At 64.0% G+C, this 16,548-nt stretch carries 15 protein-coding genes; 10 read left to right on the top strand and 5 right to left on the bottom strand.

From position 1 onward, the window contains the following. The first annotated feature begins 254 nt into the window (after positions 1 to 254). Positions 255 to 914 (top strand): aminotransferase class IV, encoded by a 660-nt coding sequence (locus tag LOL23_RS10795; protein ID WP_160981473.1) that lies wholly within the window; start codon positions 255 to 257, stop codon positions 912 to 914. 113 nt (positions 915 to 1,027) lie between these two features. Here LOL23_RS10795 and LOL23_RS10790 read toward each other — a convergent pair whose 3' ends face one another. Continuing rightward, positions 1,028 to 1,954, bottom strand: coding sequence for a tRNA threonylcarbamoyladenosine dehydratase (locus LOL23_RS10790; RefSeq protein WP_160981475.1), 927 nt, complete (start codon positions 1,952 to 1,954; stop codon positions 1,028 to 1,030). A gap of 205 nt (positions 1,955 to 2,159) precedes the next feature. Here LOL23_RS10790 and LOL23_RS10785 point away from each other — a divergent pair, with 205 nt between their 5' ends. The 5 genes from LOL23_RS10785 to purU all read left to right on the top strand — a co-directional run bounded on the left by LOL23_RS10785 (position 2,160) and on the right by purU (position 6,245). Continuing rightward, complete coding sequence (locus tag LOL23_RS10785; protein WP_160981477.1) at positions 2,160 to 2,798, top strand: gamma-glutamylcyclotransferase; 639 nt, start codon at positions 2,160 to 2,162, stop codon at positions 2,796 to 2,798. Between the two features lie 76 nt (positions 2,799 to 2,874). Continuing rightward, a complete protein-coding gene (gene pdxH / locus LOL23_RS10780) occupies positions 2,875 to 3,504 on the top strand; it encodes a pyridoxamine 5'-phosphate oxidase (protein ID WP_160981479.1) in 630 nt (209 codons plus the stop codon). A 26-nt stretch (positions 3,505 to 3,530) separates the two neighbouring features. Continuing rightward, positions 3,531 to 4,055, top strand: coding sequence for a flavin reductase family protein (locus LOL23_RS10775; protein ID WP_160981481.1), 525 nt, complete (start codon positions 3,531 to 3,533; stop codon positions 4,053 to 4,055). 141 nt (positions 4,056 to 4,196) lie between these two features. After that, complete coding sequence (locus tag LOL23_RS10770) at positions 4,197 to 5,318, top strand: NAD(P)/FAD-dependent oxidoreductase (RefSeq protein ID WP_160981483.1); 1,122 nt, start codon at positions 4,197 to 4,199, stop codon at positions 5,316 to 5,318. Positions 5,319 to 5,396: 78 nt separating this feature from the next. Continuing rightward, on the top strand, positions 5,397 to 6,245 hold the full coding sequence (gene purU, locus LOL23_RS10765; RefSeq protein WP_160981485.1) for a formyltetrahydrofolate deformylase: 849 nt from the start codon (positions 5,397 to 5,399) through the stop codon (positions 6,243 to 6,245). A 4-nt stretch (positions 6,246 to 6,249) separates the two neighbouring features. Here the strand turns inward: purU and ggt are convergent, their stop codons facing one another. Then, positions 6,250 to 8,082, bottom strand: coding sequence for a gamma-glutamyltransferase (gene ggt / locus LOL23_RS10760; RefSeq protein WP_160981487.1), 1,833 nt, complete (start codon positions 8,080 to 8,082; stop codon positions 6,250 to 6,252). A gap of 158 nt (positions 8,083 to 8,240) precedes the next feature. Beyond that, positions 8,241 to 9,137: a LysR substrate-binding domain-containing protein gene (locus tag LOL23_RS10755; protein WP_237173578.1), complete on the bottom strand. Its 897-nt coding sequence runs from the start codon at positions 9,135 to 9,137 to the stop codon at positions 8,241 to 8,243. A 255-nt stretch (positions 9,138 to 9,392) separates the two neighbouring features. Here LOL23_RS10755 and LOL23_RS10750 point away from each other — a divergent pair, with 255 nt between their 5' ends. Together LOL23_RS10750 and LOL23_RS10745 are read left to right on the top strand one after the other, a co-directional pair. Then, positions 9,393 to 11,093: a thiamine pyrophosphate-binding protein gene (locus tag LOL23_RS10750; protein ID WP_237173577.1), complete on the top strand. Its 1,701-nt coding sequence runs from the start codon at positions 9,393 to 9,395 to the stop codon at positions 11,091 to 11,093. 65 nt (positions 11,094 to 11,158) lie between these two features. Continuing rightward, positions 11,159 to 12,352 (top strand): acyl-CoA dehydrogenase, encoded by a 1,194-nt coding sequence (locus LOL23_RS10745; protein ID WP_160981491.1) that lies wholly within the window; start codon positions 11,159 to 11,161, stop codon positions 12,350 to 12,352. Positions 12,353 to 12,413: 61 nt separating this feature from the next. Here the strand turns inward: LOL23_RS10745 and mobA are convergent, their stop codons facing one another. Next, entirely contained in the window at positions 12,414 to 13,058 is a 645-nt protein-coding gene (gene mobA / locus LOL23_RS10740) for a molybdenum cofactor guanylyltransferase MobA (protein WP_237173576.1), read from the bottom strand. After that, entirely contained in the window at positions 13,058 to 14,167 is a 1,110-nt protein-coding gene (gene moaA, locus LOL23_RS10735; protein ID WP_237173575.1) for a GTP 3',8-cyclase MoaA, read from the bottom strand. Before moaA ends, mobA begins: the two co-directional genes overlap by 1 nt. A 198-nt stretch (positions 14,168 to 14,365) precedes the next feature. Here moaA and LOL23_RS10730 point away from each other — a divergent pair, with 198 nt between their 5' ends. Beyond that, positions 14,366 to 14,956 carry a formate dehydrogenase subunit gamma gene (locus LOL23_RS10730; RefSeq protein ID WP_160981495.1) on the top strand — a complete coding sequence of 197 codons (591 nt, stop codon included), beginning with the start codon at positions 14,366 to 14,368 and terminating at the stop codon, positions 14,954 to 14,956. Next, on the top strand, positions 14,953 to 16,545 hold the full coding sequence (locus tag LOL23_RS10725) for a formate dehydrogenase beta subunit (RefSeq protein ID WP_160981497.1): 1,593 nt from the start codon (positions 14,953 to 14,955) through the stop codon (positions 16,543 to 16,545). The genes LOL23_RS10730 and LOL23_RS10725 overlap by 4 nt, the downstream gene beginning before the upstream one ends. The last annotated feature ends 3 nt before the right edge of the window (positions 16,546 to 16,548 follow it).

Here is a 16,548-nt window from a genome sequence, read left to right as displayed (position 1 = left end):
TGCCCCCGCAATCGTGATCGGCGCACATGCGCGCAGCATGCAAGCCGGCACGCTATCCAAATGCCGCCTTGGCCAGAACCGCTTGCAGGTCGGCAGACAGCGGGCCGAGTCGATCGGCCCATCAATGCCCAGGCTTAGCGCCCCCGGAATTACCCCGGCTTACGACCACACGAGCATGTACCCACCATGCGGATACAGTATGATAAATATACCTGCCCAGCGGACTCTCACGCATAACGAGGAAGGCCTCTGCCATGAACGACGCGGACATCCAGCTCATCGAAACCATGCGGGTCGATCCGGGCCCGTCGTTGCCGCTACTTCCCTGGCATCGCAAGCGGCTCGAAGCCTCCTGTGCGGCGCTTGGCTATCGCTGGCCCGGCGAGCGGCTGTTCATGGACATCGGCCGCCTGTCCGCCGGCCTCGACCCCACCTCCTCGCACAGGCTGCGCCTGTTGGTCGACCGCAACGGCGTGTACTCCCTGACATTCGGCCCACTTCCGCCCACGCCCGAGCCCGTCCAACTGCGCCTGGACACGCGGCCGCGCAAGGCAGAACAGCTTTATCTCGCCCACAAGTCCACGTACCGGCCATGGTACGAAGAGGCCCAGGAGTGGCTGGCCGTACACCCCAATGTGTTCGACGTGATCTTCTGCAACGCGCACGGTGAGGTATGCGAAGGAAGCCGGTCGAACATCTACGTGCAGGACGATGAAGGCAACTGGCTGACGCCGCCGGTGTCGTGCGGCCTGCTGCCGGGTGTGATGCGCCAGAGCCTGCTGGACCAGGGCCTGGTGCGCGAGGCGCGCATCAGCCGCGACGACCTCGAAAACGCGCCTGCGCTGCGTGTATCCAATGCCCTGCGCGGCTGGCTGACCGCACGCCTCATCCGCGCCACGACGCGCTGGCGGTGAGCACTGCAGGCGCAGGCAAGCCTCCGCTCTTGCCTGCTCACTGTTTCATCGTGCTTGCTGGCCGACGCCGAACGCCCACACGGACAACGCCCCCGCTGCCGTCCCGCGTGTTTTCATGCCGCAAAACGCCCATGCAGCAAATAATGAATGGCTTCGTGCGCCGCAGCCATACCCATGGTGGCAGTGACCGTCACGGCCGAGCCATACCCCGCGCACGACAGCCCCTGCAGCGCCGCACCTTGTGGCGCATGGGCCGCCAATTGGCCCAGCTCGTCGCGATCATGCGCAGGCGCCTCCGCAAGGGCCGTGATTTCGACCGGCCGCAGCCATAGCTCAGGCAACACGGCCTGCTGGTCGAACCAGAGGGCCCGCACCCCCATGCGCGGCACACGTTTTTTTACCTTGCCCGCCGCCGGCGCTGCCTTGGGATAACCATGCTGGCGGCGCAGCGTGTTGCGCAGCTTGGCCAGCAAAGCATCGTTGACGGCTTGCGAGAGATCTCCGGCCCGCAGGGTGAGCGGATTGGTCTTGCCGCCCGCCCCGCCACACACCACGATGGGAAGGCCTTGGCGCCGGGCTTCGAGAATCATTGCGATCTTGGCCTGGGCCTGGTCAGTGCAATCGATCACCATGTCGATGCCGCCCGCAAACAGTTCGGCAACATTACCCGGCTCAACGAAATCGTCAATCAATTGCATGGTGCAGGCCGGGTTGATGCCGTGCACGCGCTGCGCCATGGCCAGGATCTTGGCTTGGCCAAGCGTTTCGGTCAGGGCGTGGATCTGGCGATTGACGTTGGATTCGGCCACATGATCGAGATCGGCCAGCGCCAGGCCGCCGATGCCCGACCGCGCCAGCGCCTCGGCGCACCAGGAACCCACACCGCCGATGCCGGCCACCAGTATGCGGGCGCCGCGCAGGCGCGCGACACCCATGGGGCCATACAAGCGCTCGAGGCCGCCGAAGCGGCGCTCAATGTCAGCAGTGTTTGCGGCGCCGGCGATGCCGGTCGTATTAAATAAGGCGTCAGGGGCGGTCATAGGACAGAGTTTACTGCCAACCCCGCATGCGACTCGCAGCGCGGCATAAGCAAAAAAGCAACACTGCTGACGCGGGAACGATACGCGCGGCACGGCTGTCTTAAAATAGAAAACATCCCGTCTTCAAGCAACGTGTCGCCATATTGGCGGCGGTTGTGATCAACAGTTATCGCATAGGCCTCTTTTCAACGAGGTATTTCGCAACGTGGACACGATCTCTGTTTCAGCTACGCCTTCCATACCCTGCGCCGGCAGTTTTCGTCTGCTCACCGACGCCGAGCGCCACGCTTCACTCCAGGCCTCACTTTCGCAGTGGGATCCCGACCAGGATGTCTGGGTATATGGCTACGGCTCGCTGATCTGGAGGCCCGAGTTCGACTTCGCCGAAAAACGCATTGGCCTGTTGCACGGCTATCACCGCGCGCTATGCCTGTGGTCACGCGTCAACCGGGGCACACCTGACCGGCCCGGACTGGTGTTTGGGCTGGATACTGGCGGCTCGTGCCGCGGGGTCGTATTCCGCATCCCCGCCGAACGGGTGCGCGAAGACATGGAGGCCCTGTGGCGACGCGAAATGCCCAGCGGCGCTTATCTGCCCAAGTGGATCACCTGCCGGACCGACGCCGGCCATGTCACAGCGCTGGCTTTTGTGATGAACCGCAATACAGATGCCTATGTACGCGGTCTGTCCGATGAGCATCTGCTGCACATTGTGCGCAGCGCCCATGGCAGTTACGGCCCCTGTATGGAATACGTAATCGAAACCGCACAGGCGCTGCAGCGATCGAACATCCACGACAAGCGGCTGCAGGCACTTGTCAGGCAGTTGCACGCAGCCGTGTAACCCACCGTTGCTCTATCGCCCCCCAGGGCCGGCATGCGGGTAAACTATAGCGTTGACACAACTTGCCGCCACTATCATGTCCGTCGCAGATATCCGCCAGAAGTACGAAAAATTCGAGTTGCTCGAAAGCAATCTGGCAAGCACTCCGTTCGATCAGTTCTCCCTCTGGCTCGACGAGGCCTTGCAGGCGCAGGTACCCGAGCCCACCGCCATGACGCTGGCCACTGCCACGGCCGATGGCCGGCCTTCGGCACGCATCGTGTTGCTCAAGGGCTTCGACCCGAGCGGTTTCGTCTTCTATACCAATTATCTGTCACGCAAGGGGCACGAACTCGACGACAACCCGAAGGCCAGCCTGCTGTTCTTCTGGCCCGCGCTCGAGCGGCAGGTGCGTATCGAAGGCGTGGTTGACAAGGTCAGCGCACAAGAATCCGACGCATACTACAACAGCCGGCCGCTGGGCTCCCGCATCGGTGCCTGGGTGTCGCCGCAAAGCCAGCCCATTTCGCACGAAGCACTCCAGGCACGCCTTGCATCACTGAGCGTGTCTCTGGGCGAGCACCCCACCCGGCCCGACCACTGGGGCGGCTACCGGCTTGTTCCAGACTACATGGAGTTCTGGCAAGGCCGCCCCTCGCGGCTGCACGATCGCATCGCTTTCCGGCGCGATGAGGGCAACTGGACACTGCAGCGCCTCGCGCCCTGACGCCCGGCCATCACCCGGTACCGCGCATGCCAGTTATCCCCCATGATTTCGACACCTTGTACTTTCGGTCCGCACTGGGCCGTTTCGCCACAGGTGTCACGGTCATCACCGCTGAATCGCAGCCGGACGCCCGGCCGCTGGGGCTGACGATCAGCTCCTTCAACTCTGTGTCGCTGGATCCGCCGCTGGTGTTGTGGTCACTCACGCGCAAAGCCTCGACGCTGCCGCATTTTCTTGGCGCGCAGCGCTACGTTGTGCACGTACTGGCCGCCAGCCAACTGGCGCTGGCGCGGCGCTTCGCCCAAGGCCCCCAGGCCGAACGTTTCAAGGGCCTGGCGCTCAAGCGCGCGCCGGGCGGCACACTTATGCTCGCCGATCCCGACACGGCCGCCTGGTTTGAGTGCTACAACCTCACACACTACGAAGCGGGCGACCACATTGTTTTCATCGGGCAGGTTGAGCGCTGCGAACGCGGTTTCAGCCAGCCCTTGGTGTACCATGCAGGCGATTTCGATCTCACGCCATCGAGCGAGCCGTTGTCCAGCCATTAACCGCCAATGTCCACCCCATGCGCGGTGCACGCTGCAGCGGTTTTCCGTCTTTACTGCAGCGCTTTCCGAGCCTTCAGAACGCAGACACTTCAACCCCTATAAACTTTTCAGACTCAGCTCAGACTGCTCATTATCAATATTATGGCAACAGATATAGATTGCGTGGTTCTCGGCGCCGGTGTTGTCGGCCTTGCCATCGCGCGCGAACTGGCGCTCGCGGGCCGCGAAGTGCTGGTTGTCGAGAAAACCGAAGCCATCGGCACCGGCACCAGCTCCCGAAATTCCGAAGTCATCCACGCAGGCATTTACTATCCCCAGGGCAGCTTGAAGGCCCGACTGTGCGTCGAAGGCAAGCAGATGCTGTACGACTACTGTGCCGAACGCGGCATCCCGCACAAGCGCCTGGGCAAGCTGATCGTGGCGGCCACGCCTGAGCAGAGCGCCGGCCTGGACAAAATCGCCGAACGCGCGCGTCTGAATGGCGTGGACGATCTGTACCGCATCAGCGGCGCGCAGGCGCGTGAACTCGAGCCTGCCCTGCGCTGCGATGCTGCGCTGGTTTCCCCCTCCACTGGCATCGTCGACAGCCACGGTCTGATGCTGGCCCTGCAGGGCGACGCCGAAAACCATGGGGCGCAATGCGTGTTCCACACCGCCTTCAGCAGCGGGCGCGTACTGCCGGACGGCACTTTTGAGCTGGCGTTCTCTGGCGCCGAAGCCATGACGCTCACGGCAAATTGCGTCATCAACGCCACTGGCCTGTCGGCGCCGGCCACGGCCCGCGCCTTGGCCGGCCAGCCCGAATCCCACATCCCTCAGGCGTACTACTGCAAGGGCAGCTATTTCACCTTGTCTGGCCGCGCACCCTTCAGCCACCTGATCTACCCTATGCCAGACCATGCCGGGCTGGGCGTGCACCTTACGCTGGATCTGGGCGGCCAGGCAAAGTTCGGCCCCGATACCGAATGGGTGCCGGACGAAGACTACACCCTCGATCCTCACCGCGGCGACAGCTTCTATGAGGCCGTGCGCAGCTACTGGCCCGCCCTGCCGGACGGCGCGCTGAACCCCGGTTATACCGGCATCCGGCCCAAGATCGTGGGTGCGGGCGAACCCGCCGCCGATTTTGTGATCGCGGGCCCGGCCACGCACGGCATCGGTGGCCTGGTCAACCTGTTCGGCATCGAATCGCCGGGGCTGACGGCCTGCCTGGCCATCGCCCGCGAAACCTGCGCCGCGCTCAACGCGCCCAAGCCGGCCTGATCGCGGCGCCACCCCGCACGACACAAGGTAGCGTTCACCCCCTCAGGGCAACGCTTCCGACATATTTTCGGATATCTGATGAACGACTATATTCTTACGCTATCGTGCCCCGACCGTACAGGGATTGTGCATGCAGTCAGCGCCTGGCTGCTCGAACGCCAGGGCAATATCATCGACGCCCAGCAGTTTGGCGACCAAGAGCAGCAGCGTTTCTTCCTGCGCGTGCATTTTGTGCTGCCCGACGCCGCCGGCGCCACCGAGCTGGAGCAGGCATTCGCCCCAGTTGCACACAAGTTCTCCATGCAGGCCAACATCTACGATGCACAGCGCAAGGCCAGGGTGCTGATCATGGTCAGCAAGCAGGGCCATTGCCTGAACGATCTGCTGTTCCGCGTACACGCCGGGCAACTCCCCGTCGAAATCGCCGCAGTGGCCTCGAACCACCCCGACCTGGGAAATATGGCGCGCGCCTACGGCCTGCCCTTTCACCATCTGCCGGTCACGCCCGACACCAAGGCGCGGCAGGAAGCACAGATCCTGGATCTGGTCGAAACCTTGAACGTCGACCTGGTGGTGTTGGCGCGCTACATGCAGATACTGTCCAATGACCTGTGCCGGGCATTATCGGGGCGGGCCATCAACATCCACCACAGCTTTCTGCCCAGCTTCAAGGGCGCGCGGCCCTATCACCAGGCGCATACACGCGGCGTGAAAATCATCGGCGCCACCGCCCATTACGTGACGGCAGACTTGGATGAGGGCCCCATCATCGAACAGGACATTGAGCGCGTACACCACGCCATGAGCCCGTCGGACCTCACCCAGACTGGCAGTGACATCGAGTCGCTGGTGCTGTCGCGCGCAGTGCGTTGGCATGTCGAGCACCGTATCCTGCTCAACGGCCAGCGCACCGTCGTCTTCAACTGAGCGCTCAGCGGCCCTGCGCTACGCCCTCGCGGCGCGGGTCCGCGCCCCCCACCAGGCCGCGGGGCGTAATCGACACGCCCTGCAGCCCGCTGGGCAGGTCGATTTCCTTCACTTCGTGCCCCATGGCCCGCAAAGGCTCGATCAAGTCATGCAGCGCCGTGCCGCGCTCCAGCTCGGTGGCGCGGTTGCGACTGCCGTAGTTAGGCAGGCTGATGGCCCGCTGCACATCGAGCCCCCAGTCCAGCACGCCCAGCGTCGCCTTGGCCACATAGTTGATGATGGACGAGCCACCAGGCGAACCGATCACCAACACCGGCTTGCTACCCTTGAGCACCATGACGGGCGACATTGAGCTGCGTGGGCGCTTGCCCGGCTCTACCCGATTGGCCACCGGCTTGCCATCGGCATCTACGCCCGACAGCGAAAAATCAGTCAGTTGATTGTTGAGTAAAAAGCCGTCCACAAACAGCTTGCTGCCGAAGGCCTGTTCAATAGACGTTGTCATGGACACTGCGTTGCCGTCGGCATCCACAATAGACAGATGGCTGGTGGATGGGAGTGACACGGTCGCGTCCACGCCGCGCCGGCGCAACAGGCCGACAGGGTCGCCGGGTTGCGCGGTGCCCATGCTGTGCATCGGGTCGATCAACGATGCCCGCTGGGCCAGATACCCAGGATCCAACATGGCCCGTGCGGGCACGTCGACAAAATCCGGATCAGCCACGTAGCGGTCGCGGTCCGCAAAAGCCAGCCGGCCGGCTTCAGAGAACCAGTGCACTGCCTGCGCCGAGACCGGCGGCACCGTGGCGATGGGCGTGTGGGCAAGAATGCCCAGCATCTGCATCACGGCCAGCGGGCCCGAACTGGGCGGCGGCATGCCGCATATTGTGTAGACACGGTAAGGCGCACAGAGCGGATCGCGCGCCTTGGCCTGGTATGCCTGCAGATCCGCCGCCGTCAGGTCACCTGGAACGGGGTGCGCCCGAACTGCCGCCACGATATGTTCGGCGATTTCACCTGTGTAGAAAGCGTCGGCCCCTTGCTGCGCAACAATGCCCAGCGTGCGTGCCAGCGCCGGGTTCTTCAGCACATGACCAACCGGCCATGGCTGCCCTGCGGCGTCGTAAAAATAGGCCGCGGCGGCAGGCTGCGCACGCAAGGCCTTGTCATCAGCCAGCAGTGCATGAAGGCGGGGCGATACTTCGAAACCATTTTGAGCCAACGTAATGGCGGGCTGGAACAACACAGCCCAGGGCAGGTGGCCTTCCGTGTGGTGCGCCAACGCCAGGGCGCGCACCACACCGGGCACACCAACCGACAGACCGCTGTTGACGGCCTCTTCGAACGGCAGAGGCTTGCCGTCTTTTGTGAAGCGGCCTACGCGCGCGGCGGCAGGTGCGGTTTCGCGCCCGTCGTAGGCCTGCATGCGGCCGCTGGCATTGTCGTAAGTGACGATGAAAGCACCGCCGCCTATGCCCGATGATTGCGGCTCTACCAGCGTTAGCACCATTTGTGCTGCAATCGCGGCATCGATCGCGCTGCCACCCTGAGCCAGCATGCGCTCAGCGGCGCGTGTCGCGTGGGGGTTGGCCGTACTGGCCATATACTGCGATGCATGTGCGGCCGCGCGCGCCTGGGCACCCGTGGCCGCCTCGGGATTGCGATCGGCCTCCGGCGCGGCTTGCACATTGCCCGCGGCAACCGTCAACGCCAGCAAAGCAAGCGACAGCAGGTGCCCTGGCCGACCGGCGCGCCACAATACGCGATACGCCACATTTCGATGAACATCGGCGCCACATAGGCTGCGCGGCGGAAAGACCGCCCTTCCCCAGATCATTTCTCCGTCTCCCTCTGCAATACCGCCACCGCGACAGGACTACTGCGATACGGCTGCCGCGATACGGCTGCCGCTACGATACGCCTGCGCAATACGGCCTCTGCAATACGCTGCAACGCCCCTCGCCACCGCCGCCCCTTTGGCCCGCGACATCTCCGTTACAAACCGCCGCTCCGGCCCGCCTCGGTTTCTTGGCGCAGCCAGGCATCGAACAGCGCCAGCGCCTCGGAACATTCGCGGTCGGCCGGGTAGCTGAAATAATAAGCATCGGGCACCTCTAACACGCCCTGCACCGGGCAAACCAGGCTGCCCGCGCGCAGGCCGGGCTCGGCAAGAAACATCGGAATGAGCCCCACGCCCATGCCAGCCTCGACAGCTGCCCGCACCATGGTGAACAGTTCATAGCGCGGCCCCGCGCCTATGGATGGCTGGTATGCCATCCCCTGGGCATCGTACCAGTAGCGCCAGGCATCCGGCCGGGACAACATGTGCAAGTGCGTCAGGCCCTCCAGCCCGCCGCCCGCAGCGCGTACACTCGGCTCGCATACAGGCACCAAGGCTTGTTCATCGAACAATTTAAAGCCCGTGGCATGCGGCCAGACCTGGCTGGAATGGTAAATCGCAGCATCGAAGGGGTGATCCTTGAACTGGAACGGCAATGTGCGCGCGGACAGGCTGACTGCAATATCGCCATGCAGTCGCTTGAAACTTGCCAGGCGGGGAATGAGCCAAGTGGTGGCCAAGGTGGGCAGGACCGCAATGTGCAGGCTTCGCCCCAACCCTGCGCGCGACACCAGGCCCAGCGTGTCCTTCTCGATTTGTTCCAAATGGTGCCGCACGCGGGCGGCGTACTCCGCCCCCGCGTCGGTCAGCGCAACACGCCGCCGCACCCGCGTCAGCAATTGCACACCCAGGCGCTCTTCCAGCCCCGTTACCTGGCGATAGACGGCGCTGTGCGTCAGCGCCAGCTCTTCGGCCGCGCGCGAGAACGACCCGAGCCGCGCCGTGGCCTCGAATGCCTGCAACGCCCCCAGATTGGGTACACCATTACGCATCTCACACTCCTTGTCCGGCCACCGCGCCAGTATTGCCCCCTTTGCACGCATCGCCGGGCGCTGGAACTTGGGCTGTCCAGCCCCGGATAGCACCGAATTGATGCAGACTGCTGCCAGGAATGCGTCAATCTTGCATAATAGGCAAGACATTGTGCAATTTTATCAATTGCATTGTGCGCCATACGCACATTATTCTCGGTACATTAACCGGGAAGCCAGTGCCTTCCACGAATCTTCTTTGCATAAGAACATGCCATGAACGCTGTCACCGCCGCATCTTCCCAGGCCCGCATGGCCGGCCATGTACTCGTAGACCAACTCGTCGCGCAGGGTGTGGACCACGTTTTCTGCGTGCCCGGCGAAAGCTATCTGGCGGTGCTCGACGGCCTGCACGACGCATCGATCGAGGTCACGGTATGCCGCCAGGAAGGCGGCGCCGCCATGATGGCCGACGCCTACGGCAAGCTTACCGGCCGCCCCGGCATCTGCATGGTCACACGCGGCCCGGGAGCCTCCAACGCTATGGCTGGCATACACATCGCATCGCAGGACTCCACCCCCATGATCCTGTTCGTGGGCCAGATCGAGCGCGGCATGCGCGAGCGCGAAGCCTTCCAGGAAATGGACTACCGCGCCGTGTTCGGCACCCAGGCCAAGTGGGTCACCGAGATCGATCAGGCCGAACGCATCCCCGAAATCATCTCGCGCGCCTTTCACGTAGCCACCTCGGGCCGCCCCGGGCCAGTGGTGATCGCCCTCCCGGAAGACACCCTGGTCGAAACCGTATCCGTCGGCGACGCCCCTCATTACCAAGTGGTAGAGGCCGCTCCCACCCAGGCGCAGCTCAACGCGCTTGAGGAACACCTGGCCAAGGCCAGCCGGCCGGTTGCCATTTTGGGCGGCACGCGCTGGAACGAGCAGGCGGTGGCGCAGTTCGCCGCTTTTGCCGAAGCGCGCCAACTGCCCGTGGCCGTGCAATTCCGCCGCCAAATGCTCTTCTCCACTACGCATCCCTGTTTCATCGGCGACGTAGGCCTGGGCAGCAACCCGGCCATGATGGCCTACATCCGAAGCGCGGACCTGATCCTGCTGGTGGGCGGGCGGATGTCCGAAATCGCCAGCCAGAGCTACACGCTGCTCGACATCCCGGAGCCCAAGCAGGCGCTGGTCCATGTGCATCCCGATTCCAGCGAACTCAATCGCGTTTACCGCGCGGATGTCGCCATCAACGTATCGCCGACCGCCTTTGCCCAGGCAGTGTTCGAAGGCGGGGCCCAGGCCGTGCCGCTGCCTGCTTCGCGCGGCGACGAGCTGGCACACCTGCGCGACAGCTACAAGGCATGGACCAATGCACCCGCCATCCACAACCCCGGCGCGCTGCAGATGGGTGAAGTGATGGCCTACCTGGCCCGTACGCTGCCGCCCGACGCCATCATGTGCAATGGGGCCGGCAACTATGCCACCTGGCTGCACCGCTTCTACCCCTTCACACGCTACGGTACGCAGTTGGCGCCTACTTCGGGCTCCATGGGCTACGGTCTGCCAGCAGCCGTAGGCGCCAAACGCATGTACCCCGACAGAACCGTTGTATGTTTTGCGGGCGACGGCTGCTTCATGATGCATGGCCAGGAATTCGCCACCGCCGTACAGTACCAACTGCCCATCGTCGTACTGATTTTCGACAACGGCATGTACGGTACCATCCGCATGCACCAAGAGCGCAACTATCCAGGCCGCGTTTCCGCCACACAACTGCACAACCCCGACTTTTCCGCCTATGCACAGGCCTTTGGCGGCCACGGCGAGCGTGTCGAAACCACCGAACAATTCGCCCCCGCGTTTGAGCGCGCGCTGGCCAGCGGCAAGCCAGCCATCCTGCATTGCCTGCTCGACCCCGAAGCGATCACGCCCACCACCACGCTGTCCGCCATCCGCGAACAGGCGATGGGACGCTAGCAGCGGGCAAGCCCGATCCCGAACACAAAACCATTTCTCAATCCAGCCTTACCGGAGACCCAAACATGTCGTCCAACCCCTCTTTTCACTGGGATGATCCGCTGCTGCTGAACAGCCAGCTTACCGACGAAGAACGCATGGTGCGCGATGCCGCGCACGCCTATGCGCAAGACAAGCTCGCCACACGCGTGCTGAACGCATTCCGCAACGAGCAGACCGACCCAGCCATCTTCTCCGAAATGGGCGAGCTTGGCCTGCTGGGCTCCACCATCCCCGAAGAGTATGGCGGCGCTGGCCTGAACTACGTCTGCTACGGCCTGATCGCGCGCGAAGTCGAGCGTGTGGATTCGGGCTACCGCTCCATGATGAGCGTGCAATCGTCGCTGGTGATGGTACCCATCAACGAGTTCGGCAGCGAAGCGCAAAAGAAAAAATACTTGCCCAAGCTGGCGCGCGGCGAGTGGATAGGCTGTTTCGGCCTTACCGAACCCAATCACGGCTCCGATCCGGGCAGCATGGAAACTCGCGCGGTCAAGACTGCCGATGGCTACCGCCTGACGGGCAACAAGATGTGGATCACTAACTCCCCCATCGCGGACGTGTTCGTGGTGTGGGCCAAAGTTGTCGGCGGTGACGACGACGGCAAGATCCGCGGCTTCATTCTCGAGAAAGGCATGAAGGGTCTGAGCGCCCCCGCCATTCACGGCAAAGTTGGCCTGCGCGCCTCCATCACCGGCGAAATTGTCATGGACGAGGTGGAGGTTTCGGCCGACCAGATGATGCCCGGCGTTTCAGGCCTGCGCGGCCCCTTTACCTGCCTGAATTCGGCGCGCTTTGGCATCGCCTGGGGCGCGCTGGGTGCTGCGGAAGCTTGCTGGCACACCGCACGCCAGTACACAATCGACCGCAAGCAGTTCGGTCGCCCGCTCGCCGCCAACCAACTGATCCAGAAAAAACTGGCAGACATGCAGACTGAAATCACGTTGGGCCTGCAAGGCTGCCTGCGCCTGGGTCGCATGAAGGATGAGGGTTCGGCTGCGGTCGAAATCACCTCCATCATGAAGCGCAACTCCTGCGGCAAGGCGCTGGATATTGCCCGCATGGCTCGCGATATGCTGGGCGGCAACGGCATTTCCGACGAGTTCGGTGTGGCCCGCCACCTGGTCAATCTGGAAGTGGTCAACACCTACGAAGGCACGCACGACGTGCACGCCCTGATCCTGGGCCGCGCCCAGACAGGCATCCAAGCCTTCTGCTGATCGCCGAAGCCGGCTCGGGAGAGCCGCGCCGGCGTTTCAGGCGCACTGGGCCACCCCCAGGCTACTTCTCGCCCAGCGCCGCTCGCTCGAGATCCTGCGGTGTGTTGATGTTGACGAACACGCCCTCGCCTTCAAAGACTACCGGCACTGCGCCGGCATGGGCCATCCACAACAACACCTTGCGATCCCCGCCCTGCAGCCAGACACGCAAATTGGGTGCCAGGCTGGCGTGCAACACCGCGCACAAAGGATGAGCCCGATGGCCATCGCGCACATCGTCTCTAGCGTAAAGTGCATACGCGGCCAGGGTGCCAGCCCGCCTCGCCGCCATAGCCAGCCGGGCCACCATGTCGTTGGGTATGTTGAGCACATCGACGGGCGTCACGGCCAGCCACGGCGTGCCGGCATGCACCAGCCCGCGTTCGATGCCGGCCAAGGGCCCAAGGCCCACGCCCAGCGAAGGGTCGTCCGGCAACACCGGGGCATAGGCGGCGTATTGCTTCAGGCATCGGTTGGCACTGATCATAAGCTGCCCCACCTGCGGCGCGAGTGCCCTGCAGGCATGCGCGACCAGCGGTTCACCGCGCAGCGGGGCCAGGCCCTTTTCAGCGCGTTCGCCCGGAACCGCCTGCATGCGCGTGCCCTGGCCGCCCGCCAGGACCAGCCCGGTGTATTCCGCACGATCGACCATATAGGCCTGCTCCATTACCCGCCTATGTAGCTCATCTCAATCTTGTGGCCCACGGTTTGGCGGCCGCGGATCTCGGAGTAATGATCGTCGCGGCCCGACCAGATGGCGGCAATACGGGCCGTGATATCGGCCTCGCTGGCGCCGCTGCGCACCAGGGCGCGCAGGTCGTGGCCACGGTTGGCAAACAGACAGAGAAAGAGCTGCCCTTCGGGCGAGAGGCGCGCGCGGGTACAGTCGCCACAGAAGGGGCGCGAAACGCTGGTGATAAGGCCGATTTCGCCGCCCCCATCGGTATAGCGCCAGCGCGCGGCAACCTCGCCGCGATAGCCGGCCTGCGCGGGCTCGAGCGGATAGCGTTCGCCGATGCGCGCCAGGATCTCATCGCCTGTCATTACCTCGCGCAGATCCCAGCCGTTCGTGGAGCCGACATCCATGAATTCGATGAAGCGCAGGATGTGGCCCGTATGGCGGAAGCGTTCGACCATGGGCAATATCTGTGCATCGTTGACGCCCTTGCGCACCACCATGTTTACCTTGAGCGGCGCCAGGCCTGCCTGCTCGGCCGCCTCAATGCCGCGCAACACCGTAGCAACGCTGACCTTGCTGTCGCTCATGCGCGCGAACAGCGCGTCATCAAGCGCATCGAGACTGACGGTAACGCGCTGCAGCCCCGCCGCCTTCAGCGCCGCTGCCTTCTTTTCGAGCAGCGTACCGTTGGTAGTGAGGGTGATGTCGACCGGTTCGCCTTCGGGCGTGCGCAGGGCGGCCAGCATGCCTACCAGGGTTTCGAGGTCGCGGCGCAAAAGCGGCTCGCCGCCGGTGAGACGCAGCTTGCGCACCCCCATGCCCACGGCAACCTGGGCGACCAGCGTGATTTCCTCAAACGTGAGCATGTCCGCATGCGGCATGAAGACGTAATCGCTGCCGAATACTTCACGCGGCATGCAATAGGTACAGCGGAAATTGCAGCGGTCGGTCACCGAGATGCGCAAGTCGCGCAGCGGCCTGCCGCGCAAATCGTTGGCCGGACCCGAAACGGCGGCAGGCCGCCGCGCCGCCGGGCGAACACCCGGCGCCGAGCTGGCGGGCAATACTGCATGGTGAACGCTGGTTGTAGTCTTCATAGTTCAATCATAATCTGTGGGTAGCCGTAGGTGGCATAGGCACCAACCCCAGCCCGAACACCCGCAATGGCGCCGCCACAGCGGCGTGCCTGAGTAATAATAGAATAGTCTGAGACAGAAGGTGCAGATCGCCACGCACGGGTGCCGTTATATGCCCGCAGGCCCCCCGCGATCATGCCCCCACCAGGAGACCGCATCATGCACAGTAGCGCGCATACGCCCGGCCAGGGCCCCTCCCCTCATGAAGCCGCCGTGCCCGCAGCGGGCGCCGCCCCGGCGGGCGGGCGCATCCTGCCGCCCGCCTCTGGCCAATCAAGCGATGGCGGCCCATGGCACGCAGCGGTCGCCCATGCCCTGGCCCGTCATGCGGGCCAACAGGGTAGCCTGCTGCCTATCTTGCACGACATCCAGCATGCGCTGGGCTACGTTCCCCCCGAAGCGGTGTCAGCGCTCGCGCATTCGCTGCGCTTGCCGCGCGCCGACATCCAGGGGGTGCTCAGCTTCTACCCGGATTTCCGGCAAACACCACCAGCGGCCGTTGTGCTGCGCATCTGCCAGGCCGAATCCTGTCAGGCCTGTGGTGCGGAGGCGCTGATGGCGCATGCCCGCCAGCGCCTCGGTTGCGACATCGGGCACACCTCCGCTGACGACGCGGTCGCGCTCGAAGCCGTTTACTGCCTTGGCCTGTGCGCCCAATCGCCGGCCGTGATGGTCAACGGCAGGCCATATGCGCATATCACCCCTGAACGGCTGGATCGCCTGTTGTCTGAATACGGAGAACGGCCATGACGCGTATCGCCTCCACCTCCGCCTCGCAGGCCGGTGCAACACGCGTCTATGTACCCTGCGATACCGCCGCAGTGGCTGTGGGCGCGGACGGCGTCGCCCAGGCCATCGAGGACCAGGCGGCGCAGCGCGGCCTGCCGGTGCATGTGGTGCGCAACGGCTCGCGCGGCCTGCTGTGGCTGGAGCCCATGGTCGAAGTAGAAACCATCGCCGGGCGTATTGCCTACGGCCCGGTAGCGCCCGAAGATGTTCCCGGCCTCTTTGACGCCAGTTGGCTGTCGGGCGGCGCACACGCACTGTCGCAGGGCCTGACCGAAGAAATCCCCTACCTGAAAAAGCAAGAGCGGCTCACGTTTGCACGCGTCGGGATTACCGATCCGCGCTCGCTCGAGGACTACGAAGCGCATGGCGGCTTTGCAGGCTTGCGCAAGGCCCTGGGCATGACGCCGCAGGCCATCGTACGCGAAGTGATCGAATCCGGGCTGCGAGGCCGTGGCGGCGCAGCCTTTCCCACGGGGCTGAAGTGGAAAACCGCACTGGAAACACCTGCGGACAGCAAATATATCGTGTGCAATGCCGACGAAGGCGACTCTGGTACCTTTTCAGATCGCATGCTGATGGAGGGCGACCCTTACAGCCTCATCGAGGGCATGGCAATCGCCGGCCTGGCGGTGGGCGCCCGGCAGGGCTATATCTATGTGCGGTCGGAATACCCGCTGGCCATAGCAATGCTTGACGAAGCCATTGCGCGTGCACGCGCCGCAGGCTGGTTGGGCGTGAGCAGCAACGGTACCGGGGGCGGCATGGACATCGAGGTGCGCGTCGGCGCGGGTGCCTATATCTGCGGCGAGGAAACCGCACTGCTCGAAAGCCTGGAAGGCAGACGCGGCATGGTGCGCGCCAAGCCGCCGCTGCCGGCCATCAGTGGGCTGTTCGGCCAGCCCACCGTGATCAACAACGTCATTTCGCTTGCAACCGTGCCCATTATTCTGGCGCGCGGTGCAGCCTATTACCAGTCCTTCGGCATGGGCCGCTCGTACGGCACACTGCCCTTTCAACTGGCCGGCAACCTGAAGCGCGGCGGCCTGGTGGAAAAGGCTTTCGGCATCACACTGCGCGAGTTGTTGTTCGACTACGGCGGCGGCAGTGCAAGCGGCCAGCCGCTGCGCGCGATACAGGTGGGCGGCCCGCTGGGCGCTTACCTGCCCGCTTCGCAATGGGACGAGCCGCTGGATTACGAACGCTATACCGAACTGTCTGCCATGCTGGGCCATGGCGGCGTTGTGGCATTTGATGATACGGTTGACTTGTCCCGCATGGCCCGCCATGCCATGGCGTTCTGCGCCCATGAATCCTGTGGCAAATGCACGCCGTGCCGCATCGGTGCCGTGCGTGGAGTCGAAGTACTGGACCGCATCCGCGCCAATATCCAGCGCGAGGCGCAGGTCACGCTGCTGCGCGATTTGTGCGACACAATGATGGCGGGCTCGCTATGCGCGCTGGGCGGCATGACGCCCTATCCTGTGCTATCGGCGCTGACGCATTTTCCTGAGGATTTCGGCCTGCCTGGCCAGGCGTCGCCCCGCGACTGAAGG

The organism is Paracandidimonas lactea (assembly GCF_021653995.1).
Taxonomy (GTDB): domain Bacteria; phylum Pseudomonadota; class Gammaproteobacteria; order Burkholderiales; family Burkholderiaceae_B; genus Allopusillimonas; species Allopusillimonas lactea.
This window is presented reverse-complemented; position numbering and strand designations above follow the sequence as displayed.